We start from the raw sequence: 15,113 nt of genomic DNA on the forward strand, positions 1-15,113 counted from the left end.
TATGGTACTAGAAAAATACATATTGGCTGCTATTACAACAAATCCATCGAAGGTACCTTCAGGAACTGCCGTTTTCCATTGTGAAGATAAAAAAGAAATGCAAATCATCGCAGCCAATCTTGAAGCAATTCTTGACGGAATTGCCCATGCTTTAACAGAAGAACTTTATGTAATTGTTAAGCATTAATAGGGCTTCCAAGTTTTTATTAAACAGGAATTATATCTTTGAACTTCGATAATTGTCTAGCTCCAGGCGCCATCGGCTCGAGGTCATTAGCCAATCCGGATAAAAGGTAAAGATCAACCTTTCATCCGGATCGTCTTATGCTTGAGGCCCAGGATATGTAAGAATTCGGCAGCATAAACACCGCACGACCGAAAGCGACAGCTTTTGGGAGGATGTGGATCATGCAGACGTTGCCACAGGACGTGGCAGATTTAGTCTGAGTTCCTGCGGGCGCCTTCCGCTTTTCCTATTGCTAGGAAGGTTTCTCTTTGTTAAAATATCTAAGTTAGACCCTTCCATCTTTGAGAAGGGTTTATTTTATAAATGTACAGCGATTTGGATGGTTTTAACATCAATGTAGTGTTATTGTGGACAGCCATCTGTATGCTTACTTTAGGTAAAAGCATTTCTGGAACATAGACGCAAAGTTAAAACAAATTAAGAATAAAGATTGAAAGGGTGATGTTCATGGCAAAACCAGTATTGGCTATTGTCGGGCGTCCTAACGTTGGGAAATCAACGATATTTAACAGAATTGTAGGAGAACGGATATCGATTGTCGAAGATATTCCGGGAGTGACCAGGGACCGAATTTATAGTTCTGCAGAATGGCTGACTCATGATTTTAATATTATTGATACTGGCGGAATTGATATTGGTGACGAGCCATTTTTAGAGCAAATTCGCCTCCAGGCAGAAATAGCTATAGATGAAGCAGATGTTATTATTTTTCTTGTAAACGGAAGAGAGGGTGTCACCTCTGCAGATGAGGAAGTTGCAAAAATATTATATAAAGCCAAAAAGCCTGTAGTTCTGGGTGTGAATAAAATCGATAACCCAGAGATGCGGGATTTAATTTATGACTTTTATGCACTTGGTTTTGGTGAGCCTTTTCCGATTTCAGGCTCCCATGGTCTAGGCCTTGGAGACTTGCTTGATGAAGCTGCCAAGCATTTTCCAAAGCATGCCCAAAGTGAATATGGCGAAGATGTCATTAAATTTTCATTAATCGGCCGCCCGAATGTCGGGAAATCCTCCCTTGTAAACGCAATGCTTGGGGAAGAGCGGGTCATTGTCAGCAATATCGCAGGCACCACAAGGGATGCAATCGACTCGAAGGTTAAAGTGGATGGTCAGGAATATGTCATCATCGATACCGCGGGTATGCGAAAAAAAGGGAAAGTTTATGAAACAACAGAAAAATATAGTGTATTAAGAGCTTTGAGGGCAATTGAACGTTCTGATGTTGTCTTAGTGGTCATTGACGGCGAAGAAGGCATCATTGAACAGGACAAGCGTATTGCAGGCTATGCTCATGAAGCAGGCAGAGCTGTGGTTATCGTTGTCAATAAATGGGATGCTGTTGAAAAAGATGAGAAAACAATGAAGGCATTTGAACAAAATATCCGTGAGCATTTTCAATTCCTGGATTATGCACCTGTTGTTTTCCTTTCTGCCAAAACAAAAAAGCGTATTCATACACTAATCCCAATGATTAACAAGGCCAGTGAAAATCATTCTTTGCGTGTTGAAACAAGCGTTCTGAATGATGTCGTAATGGATGCTGTTGCGATGAATCCAACGCCGACTGATAAAGGAAGACGCCTCAGAATTTATTACACCACACAGGTTGCTGTGAAGCCGCCGACATTTGTTGTGTTTGTCAATGATCCTGAACTTCTTCATTTTTCGTATGAACGATTCCTGGAAAACAGAATTAGGGACGCATTTGGCTTTGAAGGAACACCTATTAAGATATTTGCAAGGGAAAGAAAATAATGCAGGTGACTCCGGCCAGAAAGCTTTTATAATGCGTCTGGCAGGCAGAATCGGATAATTTTTGATGCATCAAAATACATTAAAAGGCAGTGATCAAATGGAGCAGATAAAAGAAAGCGTTGCTGTAGCTGGTGCCGGCAGCTGGGGAACTGCCCTGGCGATGGTGCTTGCTGATAATGGACATGATGTCAGACTGTGGGGCCATAACCCTGATCAGATTGAGGAAATTAATAAGCATCACACTAATCAAAAATATTTATCAGGAGTACAGCTGCCTGCAGAAATAAAAGGTTACTTATCGCTTGAAGAGGCTTTGACGGGGACAGATACTTTGATATTGGCGGTGCCGACAAAGGCCATTCGTGAAGTAATCGGGAAGATCAATGGAATTAGAAAAGAGCCCCTAACCATTGTGCACGTAAGTAAAGGAATCGAGCCTGATTCACTACTCAGGATTTCTGAAATGATTGAAGAGGAAATGCCAGATGAACTTCTGGACAGTGTAGTTGTGCTATCTGGTCCAAGCCATGCAGAAGAAGTTAGTTTAAGACATCCGACAACTGTTACGGTATCATCAAAAAATATGGCCGCTGCGGAAAAAATTCAGGATTTGTTTATCAATAACAATTTTAGAGTATATACCAACCCTGATATCATTGGAGTGGAAATTGGCGGTGCTCTAAAAAATATCATAGCCCTTGCTGCCGGAATTACAGATGGCTTAGGCTATGGCGACAATGCAAAGGCAGCCCTGATTACGAGAGGTCTTGCTGAAATTGCACGTCTCGGGATGAAGATGGGGGCGAGCCCGCTTACTTTTTCAGGATTAGCAGGAATTGGGGATTTGATCGTTACATGTACTTCCGTCCATTCACGCAATTGGAGAGCAGGCAACCTTCTTGGAAAGGGACATAATCTGCAGGAAGTCCTGGATAATATGGGGATGGTCGTAGAGGGAGTCAGAACCACCAAAGCAGCCCATCAGCTGGCTCGAAAATACGACGTAAAAATGCCAATTACCAATGTTCTATATGATGTCCTTTTTAATAATGTTAATGCGAAAGATGCAGTTGATCTTCTGATGGCAAGAGGAAAAACACATGAGATGGAGGACCTTGCAAACGTTTTGGAAGATCAAAGCGGTAATAAAAAGAGCTGATATCTATATTAATTGAAAAATATAGGCATTAGATGATGCGAGACACCAGGTTCCTGCATACAATGCAACGAAGCAAACTAGTGTAATGAACAGGGTGCTGGGTTATTTAGTCAAATGGCTGAGGTAAAGAATTGCCCCTTCTTTGCCTCGGTTTTTTTTGTCTTCAATTTTCGTGATAAAAAGCTTTTAGATTTATCTATTTAATATGGTATAATACATTTCGGAAAAGGGAGTTGATTATATGTCACCGTCTTTAATGAAAATGTGGATTTCCCTAGCTTCAATGGGGTTTATGTTTTTATCTATAATATTAATATACTTTAGCCGCTACAAGCTGAAAGCTGGCATATTTAAGATAATTACAGCCATTGTTGCCTATTTTTTAATGATCATAAGCGGGATCATTATTGTGCTTGTCGTGTTTAGCGGTCCGACAAGCAGCTAGCACTTTTACATAAAGGGTTGATTAAATGATAAAAGCTTTTAACATGTTTTTGCTTATCCTAAGCGGAGCTTTAATTCTGACAGGCTGTATGTATCCTGAAGAAAAATTATCTCAAAACCAGACAGCCTATAAAGATCAGCTTCAGTCTGTCCAATCTGCAGTGGACCAATATAGGGAAGCAAAAGGAGGTCTCCTGCCGATTAAAACAAAGGGGCAGACAACCCCAATCTATCAAAAGTATCCAATTGACTTTAAGAAAATTGCTCCGGAATACATGGCGGAACCTCCTGGAAACGCTTTTGAATCAGGCGGAGTTTTTCAATATGTGATTGTTGATGCAGAAACAGATCCGAAAGTGAAAATTTTTGATTTGAGAATTGCTGAAACAATCAGGGATATTAACCTGAGGGTTAAGGCTCATGGATTCCCGCCATACAAAGAGCAAATTGCTGAAAATGTTTTTACAATGGATTTTAAAAAGTTAGGGTATAAAGAAGAGCCCAAAGTCCTCAGTCCTTATAGCGGTCAAAGCCTGCCATATGTTGTTACTGGCGATGCTGAGGTATATGTAGACTATCGGGTTGATTTGTATCAGGCATTGGAGAAAAAAGAAAACAAACCTGAACCTGGAAAAGATATTAGAAATCTTCTCGTGGAGGATTCTGATTTTGTTCCCGCCTATTCACTTCCTTATACAATTGATCCCGGCACAAATGATCCAATCTTTTTGGTGAAATAGTCATAACCCTTCTCCTGCAAAATATATTGTAGGAGAAGGGTTATTTTTTTATATACTTTTATAACCACTCTTCAACTAATGACTAAAAGCATAAAGGCAAAGAAATAAAGGAGCAGGGGAGTTTAAAAATAAAAAAGGAAATTTGAAATGGCCTGCTGTCCATTTCAGACTGTCATATGATTGGAGAATTTTCAGCTGGACTGACAGGTGCGGTGCACTTTCCTGTTAGGGGGGTAAAAAGAAAAAAAACTGTCATAACAATGTAGGACAACATCATACACATATAATGTCCAAACATAATAGATAGGATAATATTATCCCATTAACTCAAGATTTCAGGAGGGGATCACTTGGAAAAGGTTGATATTTTTAAAGATATTGCCGAAAGAACTGGCGGCGATATATATTTCGGAGTAGTTGGCGCAGTTCGCACCGGCAAATCTACATTTATAAAAAAGTTTATGGAATTGGTTGTACTTCCAAATATGGAGAACGAAGCAGAACGTGCACGCACACAGGATGAGCTTCCGCAAAGTGCTGCCGGCAAGACCATTATGACAACAGAACCGAAATTTGTCCCTAACCAGGCTGCTACCGTTCATGTAGCAGAAGGGCTGGATGTAAATATCAGGCTTGTGGACTGTGTGGGATATACAGTGCCGGGGGCGAAGGGGTACGAAGACGAAAACGGCCCGAGAATGATCAATACCCCTTGGTATGAAGAGCCGATTCCTTTTCACGAAGCTGCTGAGATAGGAACAAGAAAGGTGATCCAGGAGCATTCCACAATCGGAGTGGTAATAACAACTGACGGAACAATCGGGGAAATACCGCGTGCGAATTACCTGGAAGCCGAAGAAAGGGTTATTGAAGAATTAAAGGAAGTTGGCAAACCATTTATCATGATCATTAACAGTGTGCAGCCTCACCACCCTAATACGGATGCCCTGAGAAATGATCTTGCTGAAAAATATGACATCCCAGTCCTTGCCATGAGTGTAGAAGGCATGAGGGAATCGGATGTATTAAATGTTATGCGTGAAGCACTCTACGAGTTCCCGGTACTGGAAGTCAATGTGAATCTTCCAAGCTGGGTGATGGTGCTGCATGAAGATCACTGGCTTCGTGAGAGCTATCAGGAAGCAGTTAAAGAAACGGTTAAGGATATTAAGAGACTGAGAGATGTAGACCGTGTGGTCCATCAATTCAGCGACTTTGAATTCATTGACCGGGCAGGCCTTGCAGGAATTGAAATGGGGCAGGGTGTAGCCGAAATTGACTTATATGCGCCGGACGATCTTTATGATGAGGTATTGAAAGAGATAGTTGGTGTTGAAATCCGCGGAAAAGACCACTTGCTCGAGCTGATGCAGGAATTTGCCCATGCAAAAGCAGAGTATGATCAAATTTCCGATGCATTGAGAATGGTAAAGCAAACAGGCTATGGCATTGCTGCTCCTTCACTGGCTGATATGAGCCTCGATGAACCGGAGATCACACGCCATGGATCACGCTTTGGTGTAAGGCTTAAAGCAGTTGCTCCATCTATTCATATGATAAAAGTAGATGTGGAATCTGAATTCTCTCCAATTATCGGAACAGAAAAGCAAAGCGAAGAACTCGTCCGCTACCTGATGCAGGACTTTGAAGATGATCCGCTTTCAATCTGGAACTCCGACATCTTTGGACGGAGCCTCAGCTCCATTGTCAGAGAGGGAATTCAGGCAAAACTGTCCCTGATGCCTGAAAATGCAAGATATAAACTAAAAGAGACTTTAGAAAGAATTATCAACGAAGGCTCAGGAGGGTTAATTGCAATAATCCTGTAATGAAGGCTCCTTTTGGAGTCTTTTTTTTATTGCAGGAGAAGTGAGTTTCAGTTTCTGAACCTGAGCCAGTTTAGGACCTAAAAGAAGCCAAATCCAAAACTTTGAGTCCGAACCCAGCTGTTCTTATGTATGTGCCAACCCTGTAATCTAGAAAAATTATGTTTCAGCCAGCGCGTTAAGGGTATAAAAATCAGGTCAGCGTGTTACAAATATGTTGCAAAGAAGAAAAGATTCCCATTAAATCATGAAATATTCTTGATAACAGCATTTGATTGTGATAATCTTTTAACAGAATTACCGTTATGGCGGCTAAAACCCTTATTTTTAAAGGGTTTATAATGATTTTTTGATTGAAAAATCTCAATTAATCATTTAATATAAGGCTTGTTAAACAAAAACACGCCATAACGTATAGAATTCAGTAATTTTGTTTACAAATGTATGTAAGGAATCTTATTTTACTGGGTTTTATCCATATTTGGGAGGAGGTGAAAGGCATGAACAAAACAGAACTAATTAACGCAGTTGCTGAAGCTGGCGAACTTTCTAAAAAAGACGCGACTAAAGCAGTTGATGCTGTTTTCGATACAATCTTAGATGCTTTGAAAAATGGTGATAAGGTACAACTAATCGGTTTCGGAAACTTTGAAGTTCGCGAACGTGCTGCCCGCAAAGGACGCAACCCGCAAACTGGTGAGGAAATCGAAATCGCTGCAAGCAAAGTTCCTGCTTTCAAACCAGGCAAAGCGCTTAAAGATGCAGTTAAATAATCTACATACAAGTGCTTAAAGCTTATGCTTGAGCAAAAAACCGCGAATTATTCGCGGTTTTTTCTTTTGGCATTTTAAGCAGAAGATTGACCCTATTTCAGGTATTTTATTTTGCTCCCGGGAAGAGGTTTCAGTTTTGCCTGAATGAGGGCGTTATGCTAATATGAAAATATTATTACCACAGTGTTATTACATAGGAGGCATAATTATGGCAGAGGTAAATCGTGCCCAGATAGAAGATGCGGTGCGTTTAATATTGGAAGCAATCGGTGAAGACCCGAATCGTGAAGGACTTCTTGATACACCAAAGCGAGTCGCGAAAATGTATGAAGAGGTTTTTATGGGGCTTAACCAGGATCCTAAAGAATACTTTGAAACAGTATTTGGCGAAGACCATGAAGAACTTGTATTAGTTAAAGATATTCCATTCTACTCTATGTGTGAACATCATCTCGTCCCATTCTTTGGTGTTGCCCATGTGGCGTACATTCCGAAAGGCGGCAGAGTAACAGGTTTAAGCAAACTCGCCAGAGCAGTAGAAGCTGTTGCAAAACGCCCTCAGCTTCAGGAACGCATTACATCTACTGTCGCAAACGCCATCCTGGAAAAGCTTGAACCGCATGGTGTGATGGTTGTTGTGGAAGCTGAACATATGTGCATGACAATGCGCGGAGTTAAAAAGCCGGGTTCTAAAACGGTAACATCAGCAGTAAGAGGTGTATTAGCAGAGGATGCAAGAGCTCGTGCTGAAGTCCTTTCGCTGATAAAACAATAAATATGAACTCTGTTCATCAATTAAGTTCAGGGAATAAACAAGTCAAAGGCTGAAAGATAAAACTTTTAGCCTTTTTTTGTAAAAAATTATCAACCACCAACATTTAGCAAAGGATGGTATGAATGGAAAAGAAAAATCCGTCAGCAAATGATTATATTGTGATAAAGGCCAAAGAAGACGGTGTTAATGTTATTGGGTTAACAAGAGGATCTGATACAAGATTTCACCATTCCGAAAAACTTGATCAGGGAGAAGTAATGATTGCGCAATTTACAGAGCATACTTCTGCGATTAAGATCAGGGGAAATGCAAGGATTATGACAAGCTATGGAGAGCTTGAAAGTGAGTCTAAGAAATAGATTTCCGCTGGAATTAAAGGGCTGAATATTTTCATAAGATAATGTCCTGACATGTTCCTGTCATTTATGATATAATTGTCTCTGCTTGATTAATTATCTTTAATACAAGATACCGGGTAAAAGGCTTTTTTTGCCCGTTTTATATTTAATAGGAACCAATCAATTGGCTAAAAATAGATAAGAATGTGTTAGATGTTTTGTATCCGTTCTCTTTGTGCAGTAATCACGAGAGAAATAGCGGCTGGAAAAAGAAAATTAAGGGGAAACAAGGGTGATGGCATGCATGATGTGAAGATTAAATTAGCAGATGTGAAAGAACAGATTGAAAAAAAAGTAAACCACCCTTATCTGCTTAGGTACATTGACTCACCTGTAATTGATGAAGACAAGCTTCTGCTTTTTATCTCTTTACTCGATGATGTGGAGATACCTGACTCAAAAGCAGAAAAATATGCGGTAACTGCAATGCTTATCCAAATCGCCCTTGATACCCATGAACTTGTTAAAAATGATGAATCTGAAGACAAAGGTCTTAAACATAGACAGCTTACTGTCCTTGCAGGTGTTTATTACAGCGGATTATATTACAAGATTCTGGCGGCTTTTGATGATATCCGAATGATCAGAGCCTTTGCAGATGGGATTAAAGATGTAAATGAGCATAAAATTTCGTTATATCAGAAAACCCCTGAAGCGGTAGACAGTCTGATGAATTCAGTCAGGAAAATAGAGGCTGCACTTTTTGAAAAACTGGCTGACGCATTCAGCAAAGCGGCATGGAAAGATGTAATTTCCAATCTTTTATTCATTAAGCGTCTAATATTGGAGAAGCAGCAGTTCATGAAAGAAGGCACCTCAGTTGTTTTTGAAGCGCTTAAAAAGCTGACTTTCCCAAAAGTGAAGGAGATGTCTGCTGAGCAGCGGAATTATCTGATCCTCATTTGTGACAGGTATATCGATTTTTCAAGAAATATTGTCGATCAATCACTGCTGAAATTTCCTATAGCAAATGAATTATTAGAGAACCGTATACACTGCATTTTCAATAATAATCAGTCTGTGGCTAAAACTTTTGTGGAAGAAGGATAAAAATATGCAGCAATCAAAAGAAGAACGTGTCCATAGTGTATTTGAAAAGATTTATGGCAACTACGATAAAATGAATTCAGTTATCAGTTTTCAGCAGCATTTAAGATGGCGCAAAGATACAATGAAAAAGATGAATGTTCAAAAAGGTTCAAAAGCTCTTGATGTATGCTGCGGTACTGCCGACTGGTCTATTGCGCTTGCTGAAGCTGTAGGTGAAAGCGGTAAAGTGGTAGGCTTGGATTTCAGCAAAAACATGCTGAAAATCGGCGAGGAAAAAATCAAGGAGCGGAAACTCAAGCAAGTTGAGCTTGTGCATGGCAATGCAATGGAGCTTCCTTTTGCTGACAATTCCTTCGATTATGTTACAATCGGTTTTGGCCTGCGTAACGTTCCGGATTATCTTCAGGTGTTAAAAGAAATGCACCGTGTTGTAAAGCCGGGCGGCTTAGCAGTGTGTCTGGAGACTTCTCAGCCAACTCTGTTCGGATACAAACAGGCATATTATTTCTACTTCCGCTTCATTATGCCTATGTTCGGAAAGCTTTTTGCCAAAAGCTTTAATGAATATTCCTGGCTGCAGGAATCAGCAAGAGACTTTCCCGGCATGAAAGAACTTGCAGGAATGTTTGAAGAAGCAGGGTTTAAAAACGTTACATTTAAGCCATATAGTGGCGGAGTGGCTGCCGTACACATTGGGACGAAATAAAAATAATAACTTGTTCTGTATGTTTCTCGTGGTAGATAGAGAATAGATCAGACGGGATCGATAAGCTGGGTGAGTAAGCAATGAAATTGAAAATGATGTATTCATTTTTAAATTCAGATTTAAATGTTATAGAGAACGAGCTGGAGGAGACGATTAAGGCTGAGTCTCCCCTATTGCATCAGGCTTCCCTGCATCTGCTTCAGGCCGGGGGGAAAAGAATCCGGCCTGTTTTCGTTTTGCTGGCTGCGAAGTTCGGAGAATACGATATTGATAAAATTAAAAACGTAGCTGTATCACTGGAGCTAATCCATATGGCGTCACTTGTCCATGATGATGTTATTGATGATGCAGAACTTCGCCGCGGTCAGCCTACGATTAAAGCAAAATGGGATAATAAAATTGCCATGTATACCGGTGATTATATTTTTGCGCGCGCACTGGAATTAATAACAAATGTGGAAAATCCGCATGCACATAAAATTCTCTCTCATACACTTGTGGAGCTGTGTATTGGCGAAATAGAGCAAATTAAAGATAAGTACAACTATGATCAGAATCTCAGGACATATTTCCGAAGAATAAAAAGAAAAACAGCCATGCTGATTGCCGTGAGCTGCCAGCTTGGCGGGATTGCGGCTAATGTAGAAGAAGATATACATAAAAAACTTTTTAAATTCGGCTATTTTGTGGGAATGTCCTATCAGATCATAGACGATGTCCTGGATTTTGTGGGAACAGAAAAAGAACTTGGCAAGCCTGCAGGAGGAGATCTGCATCAGGGAAATATTACGCTTCCTGCTTTATTGGCAATGGAGGATAATAGAATCTCCGAACAAATAAGGAGAGTTCACGAGGGAACTGATCGAAGTGATATTGAGAAAATAATTACCTTGGTGAAAGACTCAGGCGCCATTGAAAACTCTCTGCAAATCAGTGATAAATATCTGCAAAAAGCCCTAGGGGTACTCGAAGAGCTGCCTCATTCCAGGTCTAAGAAAGCCTTGCGGGATATTGCAAAATTCATAGGCAAAAGAAAATTTTAATCACCTATATAAATTGCCGGCACTCTTCCAAAGTGTCGGCAATTTATGTTTTAGGAGTTTAAATTTATTGCTTATTAATGTAATCTGTTAATTTCCGCTATAGAATGTTCAGCTAACCGCGAGACAATCCCCCTAAACGCAAAGCGCCTTGCCAGGGTTACCTGTCCAGCTGCCCCGCAGGACCTTGAATAAGCTTTCTTGGGTACACATCGCACGAAGTTTGCATTTTCTCACACTATCCGCTGCAATCAACTCAGAAATATAATGCAATTAGAAAAAAACTGTGAAAACAGCTAAAAATTAAAAGCGCTTCCAAATTTCTGTTGCTAAATTTTCAAAACAATGATAATATTTTCGTGGATTAACATTATAACTATACATAAGTTTTAGGAGTGGAATTCAATGGAAAGAACTTTTTTAATGGTTAAACCAGACGGTGTACAGCGCAATCTAATTGGGGAAATCGTTTCCCGTTTTGAAAAGAAAGGCTTTCAGCTAGTAGGCGGCAAGCTGATGAGCATCAGCCAGGAACTTGCTGAAGAGCATTATGGAGAGCATAAAGAGCGTCCGTTCTTTGGAGAGCTTGTTGACTTTATTACATCCGGACCGGTTTTCGCAATGGTTTGGGAAGGCGAAAATGTTATCGCAACAGCTCGTCAGATGATGGGTTCAACAAACCCTAAAGATGCTGCTCCTGGAACAATCCGCGGAGATTTCGGCATTACCGTTGGAAAAAATGTAATCCATGGATCCGATTCACCTGCAAGTGCAGAACGTGAAATTGGCCTTTTCTTCAAAGAAGAAGAAAAAGTGGAATACAAAAAATTAATGAATGACTGGATTAACTAATATTCTAAGAGCACTTGTCCATGACAAGTGCTTTTTTTGTAACCGGATTCAATACTTCAGCTGGATGGGCATAGATAATAAACACTAGCTCTCCGGAAACTATAGAGGGGAAATAGAATGATTGACGATTATCAGGAATTTATTCAAAATATAAAAAGAAAAACAGGGATTGATCTATCACTATACAAAGAAGCTCAAATGAAGAGAAGGCTTATATCCCTTTATGAGAAAAAAGGGTTTCAATCATTTGGGAGTTTTTTTAGCACAATAGTTAAGGATAGAGAACTGCTGAATGATTTTTTGGACAGGATGACAATAAATGTTTCTGAATTTTACCGGAATGCCCAAAGATGGGAAGTACTCGAAAAAAAAATCCTGCCTGGACTATTAGACCAAAATAAGAATCTGAAAATCTGGAGTGCAGCCTGTTCCACTGGTGAAGAACCCTATACAATTGCCATGATTTTATCTAAGATGCTGCCGATACCCCAAATCAAAATTACTGCAACTGATATTGATGAAAATGCACTGGCAAGAGCGCGGCTGGGGATATATCCTGAGCGTTCGCTTAATGAAGTTCCTGTCACGATGAGACAGAAATTTTTTAAGCAAGAAGGGAGTTTCTATAAAATATCCGATGATATAAAAAGGACAGTAACCTTTAAAAAGCAAAATCTCCTTTCAGAGGATTTTGGAGGTCCGTTTGATCTCATTGTATGCAGAAACGTTCTTATTTATTTTACAGAGGAAGCAAAAGATCAGCTCTATCATAAATTCAGCGGCGCTTTAAAAAAAGATGGCATATTCTTTGTTGGGAGCACTGAACAAATTTTTAACTCAGGCCGTTATCACCTGGCATCTGCTGAAACCTTCTTTTATAGAAAAGAATAATAGCAGCAGGGAGGATGGTTTTTGGTCATCCTCTTTTCTTTTGCTATTTTCGTTTGGCGGTAAATAAATATTCGTGTTAGAATGGCTCCATTCTAAAAAAAAATAAAATATATAGGAATTTTCAATTTTATCTATTCTTATATTTATCATTATGTTATATTGATACATAATCCTTTAATGAGTTGAAGGGGGAAAGAGTTTTGAGATATCTTACATCTGGTGAATCTCACGGACCGCAGCTGACCACTATAATAGAAGGGCTGCCGGCAGGAATGCCGCTTGTAGATTCGGAAATTAATGAAGAGCTTGCCAGACGCCAAAAAGGATATGGCAGAGGCAGAAGAATGCAAATTGAAAAAGATACTGTTCAAATAACAGCAGGGATCCGCCATGGTTACACACTGGGATCCCCGGTAGCACTTGTTGTTGAGAATAATGATTGGAAGCACTGGACTAAAATTATGGGCCAGGACCCTCTTAATCCTGAAGATGAGGCTGAAGTGAAAAGAAAAATCTCCCGTCCTCGCCCTGGCCATGCTGATTTAAATGGAGCCTTGAAATATGGGCACAGGGATATGAGAAATGTTTTGGAACGATCTTCAGCCAGAGAAACTACAGTTAGAGTGGCTGCCGGTGCAGCTGCAAAAAAACTGCTTTCCGAGCTTGGGATTGAGATTGCAGCACATGTTATTGAAATTGGCGGCGTTGTTTCAGGCCAAAGAGAGTATTCTTCACTTCAGGAACTAAAGGAAATTACAGAAGAATCGCCTGTTCGCTGTCTGGACCAGGCTGCTGCCCAAAAAATGATGGAAGCCATCGATTCCGCAAAGGAAAATGGCGATTCCATTGGCGGAATAGTGGAGGTTATTGTCGAAGGGATGCCTCCGGGAGTTGGAAGCTATGTGCACTATGACCGAAAGCTCGATTCGAAGCTTGCTGGTGCAATGGTGAGCATTAATGCTTTTAAAGGTGTGGAGTTTGGAATAGGTTTCGACGCAGCTAGAAAGCCAGGAAGTGAAGTTCATGATGAAATCGCTTGGGACCCGGATAAAGGCTATTATCGGAAAACGAACCGCCTTGGCGGCTTAGAGGGGGGCATGTCAACGGGGATGCCTATCGTCATCAGAGGAGTAATGAAGCCAATACCAACTCTTTATAAACCCCTGCAAAGTGTCGATATTGAAACAAAAGAACCCTTCACAGCAAGCATAGAGCGTTCTGACAGCTGTGCTGTGCCAGCCGCTGCCGTTGTTGCAGAAAATGTGATTGCGTGGGAACTTGCTTCAGCTATAGTGGATCAGTTCTATTCTGATCGTTTTGAAACATTGAAAGCTTCTGTTGATCAGCAAAGGCAATTTGCGAGGGAGTTTTAATGAAAAGGGTTTTAATCAAAACACCTGACAGGACCTATCCAGTTTATATAGGAACTGGAGCAATTGAGGGATTGGGGTCTTATATTAGAGATACTTTTCCAGCCTTGACGAATTTAATGATCATCACCGATGAAACGGTTCGGGGCTTACATCTGCCAGTGCTGGAAACAGCACTTACCGGGATGGAGGCAAAGGTCTGTACAGTGCCAAGCGGCGAGAGTGCCAAAACATTTGAAGTATACTACCAATGCCTGTCATTTGCGCTGGAACATAAACTTGACCGAAAATCACTTATCCTGGCGTTTGGCGGTGGAGCTGTCGGAGATTTGGCAGGTTTTGTGGCAGCCACATTTATGAGGGGAATACCTTTCATTCAAATTCCGACTACCATCCTGGCACATGACAGCGCAGTTGGAGGGAAGGTGGCCATCAACCATCCTTCAGGAAAAAATATGGTAGGGTCTTTTTACCAGCCCCAGGCAGTATTTTATGATCTGACATTTCTTGATTCTCTCCCGCAAAAGGAGATGCGTTCTGGGTTTGCAGAAGTCATAAAACATAGCCTGATACATGATATGAACTTTTATTTAAGCCTTAAAAACAATATCCGTTCCCTTGAGAGCCTTCCACCTGATGAAGTAAGTAAGATGCTTACAAAGGGAATAGAGATCAAAGGCAGTATTGTTGCAGAGGATGAAAAGGAGGCTGGAGTTCGGGCATTTCTGAATTTCGGCCATACGCTTGGCCATGCAATTGAAGCGGAGAAGGGCTATGGAGAATGGACACATGGCGAATCTGTTGCAGTAGGAATGTTATTCGCACTTCAATTAAGTAAAACACTGCTGGGCCTTTGCTTTGATATTAACGAATTCAAGCGCTGGCTTGAACAGCTGGGCTACAAAACAGATCTCCCGGAAGATTTAGCACATTCAAACCTGCTTGGCCGGATGAAACAGGATAAAAAATCGGAAGGCCAAAATGTCCGCTTTGTTCTTTTAGAGGAAGTGGGTAAGCCTGTCATATATCAGGCTTCTGATGACCTGATTTTGCAGGAGCTTGCTCTTTTTACAAAATAAATAAG

At 40.6% G+C, this 15,113-nt stretch carries 16 protein-coding genes; all 16 read left to right on the forward strand.

Annotated elements, in window-relative coordinates; all coding sequences use genetic code 11:
* Window position 1: 1 nt before the first annotated feature.
* The 16 genes from NSQ49_RS19970 to aroB all read left to right on the forward strand — a co-directional run bounded on the left by NSQ49_RS19970 (window position 2) and on the right by aroB (window position 15,108).
* Window positions 2-187, forward strand: a complete 186-nt coding sequence (locus NSQ49_RS19970; protein ID WP_159864381.1) for a capping complex subunit for YIEGIA — start codon at window positions 2-4, stop codon at window positions 185-187.
* A gap of 507 nt (window positions 188-694) precedes the next feature.
* Window positions 695-2,005, forward strand: coding sequence for a ribosome biogenesis GTPase Der (gene der, locus NSQ49_RS19975; protein ID WP_251283641.1), 1,311 nt, complete (start codon window positions 695-697; stop codon window positions 2,003-2,005).
* A gap of 97 nt (window positions 2,006-2,102) precedes the next feature.
* A complete protein-coding gene (locus NSQ49_RS19980) occupies window positions 2,103-3,164 on the forward strand; it encodes an NAD(P)H-dependent glycerol-3-phosphate dehydrogenase (RefSeq protein WP_201306530.1) in 1,062 nt (353 codons plus the stop codon).
* 241 nt (window positions 3,165-3,405) lie between these two features.
* Window positions 3,406-3,609, forward strand: a complete 204-nt coding sequence (locus NSQ49_RS19985) for a DUF2768 domain-containing protein (protein ID WP_159864372.1) — start codon at window positions 3,406-3,408, stop codon at window positions 3,607-3,609.
* Between the two features lie 25 nt (window positions 3,610-3,634).
* The gene (locus tag NSQ49_RS19990; RefSeq protein ID WP_251283640.1) at window positions 3,635-4,348 is read left to right on the forward strand and encodes a hypothetical protein; all 714 of its coding nucleotides are present in this window, start codon (window positions 3,635-3,637) and stop codon (window positions 4,346-4,348) included.
* Between the two features lie 350 nt (window positions 4,349-4,698).
* Window positions 4,699-6,177: a stage IV sporulation protein A gene (gene spoIVA / locus NSQ49_RS19995; RefSeq protein ID WP_159864366.1), complete on the forward strand. Its 1,479-nt coding sequence runs from the start codon at window positions 4,699-4,701 to the stop codon at window positions 6,175-6,177.
* A 497-nt stretch (window positions 6,178-6,674) separates the two neighbouring features.
* Window positions 6,675-6,947 carry a non-specific DNA-binding protein Hbs gene (hbs, locus tag NSQ49_RS20000; RefSeq protein WP_009332755.1) on the forward strand — a complete coding sequence of 91 codons (273 nt, stop codon included), beginning with the start codon at window positions 6,675-6,677 and terminating at the stop codon, window positions 6,945-6,947.
* A gap of 208 nt (window positions 6,948-7,155) precedes the next feature.
* The gene (gene folE, locus NSQ49_RS20005) at window positions 7,156-7,722 is read left to right on the forward strand and encodes a GTP cyclohydrolase I FolE (protein ID WP_159864363.1); all 567 of its coding nucleotides are present in this window, start codon (window positions 7,156-7,158) and stop codon (window positions 7,720-7,722) included.
* Window positions 7,723-7,844: 122 nt separating this feature from the next.
* Window positions 7,845-8,081, forward strand: coding sequence for a trp RNA-binding attenuation protein MtrB (mtrB, locus tag NSQ49_RS20010; protein WP_159864360.1), 237 nt, complete (start codon window positions 7,845-7,847; stop codon window positions 8,079-8,081).
* A gap of 192 nt (window positions 8,082-8,273) precedes the next feature.
* Window positions 8,274-9,170, forward strand: a complete 897-nt coding sequence (locus NSQ49_RS20015; protein WP_341071164.1) for a heptaprenyl diphosphate synthase component 1 — start codon at window positions 8,274-8,276, stop codon at window positions 9,168-9,170.
* A 4-nt stretch (window positions 9,171-9,174) separates the two neighbouring features.
* Window positions 9,175-9,876, forward strand: coding sequence for a demethylmenaquinone methyltransferase (menG, locus tag NSQ49_RS20020; RefSeq protein ID WP_251283638.1), 702 nt, complete (start codon window positions 9,175-9,177; stop codon window positions 9,874-9,876).
* Between the two features lie 80 nt (window positions 9,877-9,956).
* Entirely contained in the window at window positions 9,957-10,919 is a 963-nt protein-coding gene (gene hepT, locus NSQ49_RS20025; RefSeq protein WP_251283637.1) for a heptaprenyl diphosphate synthase component II, read from the forward strand.
* A 402-nt stretch (window positions 10,920-11,321) separates the two neighbouring features.
* On the forward strand, window positions 11,322-11,768 hold the full coding sequence (ndk, locus tag NSQ49_RS20030; protein ID WP_159864348.1) for a nucleoside-diphosphate kinase: 447 nt from the start codon (window positions 11,322-11,324) through the stop codon (window positions 11,766-11,768).
* A gap of 117 nt (window positions 11,769-11,885) precedes the next feature.
* A complete protein-coding gene (locus NSQ49_RS20035) occupies window positions 11,886-12,659 on the forward strand; it encodes a CheR family methyltransferase (protein WP_159864345.1) in 774 nt (257 codons plus the stop codon).
* A 200-nt stretch (window positions 12,660-12,859) separates the two neighbouring features.
* Window positions 12,860-14,032: a chorismate synthase gene (gene aroC / locus NSQ49_RS20040; protein ID WP_159864342.1), complete on the forward strand. Its 1,173-nt coding sequence runs from the start codon at window positions 12,860-12,862 to the stop codon at window positions 14,030-14,032.
* Window positions 14,032-15,108 (forward strand): 3-dehydroquinate synthase, encoded by a 1,077-nt coding sequence (gene aroB, locus NSQ49_RS20045; protein ID WP_159864339.1) that lies wholly within the window; start codon window positions 14,032-14,034, stop codon window positions 15,106-15,108. Before aroC ends, aroB begins: the two co-directional genes overlap by 1 nt.
* The last annotated feature ends 5 nt before the right edge of the window (window positions 15,109-15,113 follow it).

This window comes from Cytobacillus sp. FSL R5-0377 (assembly GCF_038004385.1).
Taxonomy (GTDB): domain Bacteria; phylum Bacillota; class Bacilli; order Bacillales; family Cytobacillaceae; genus Cytobacillus.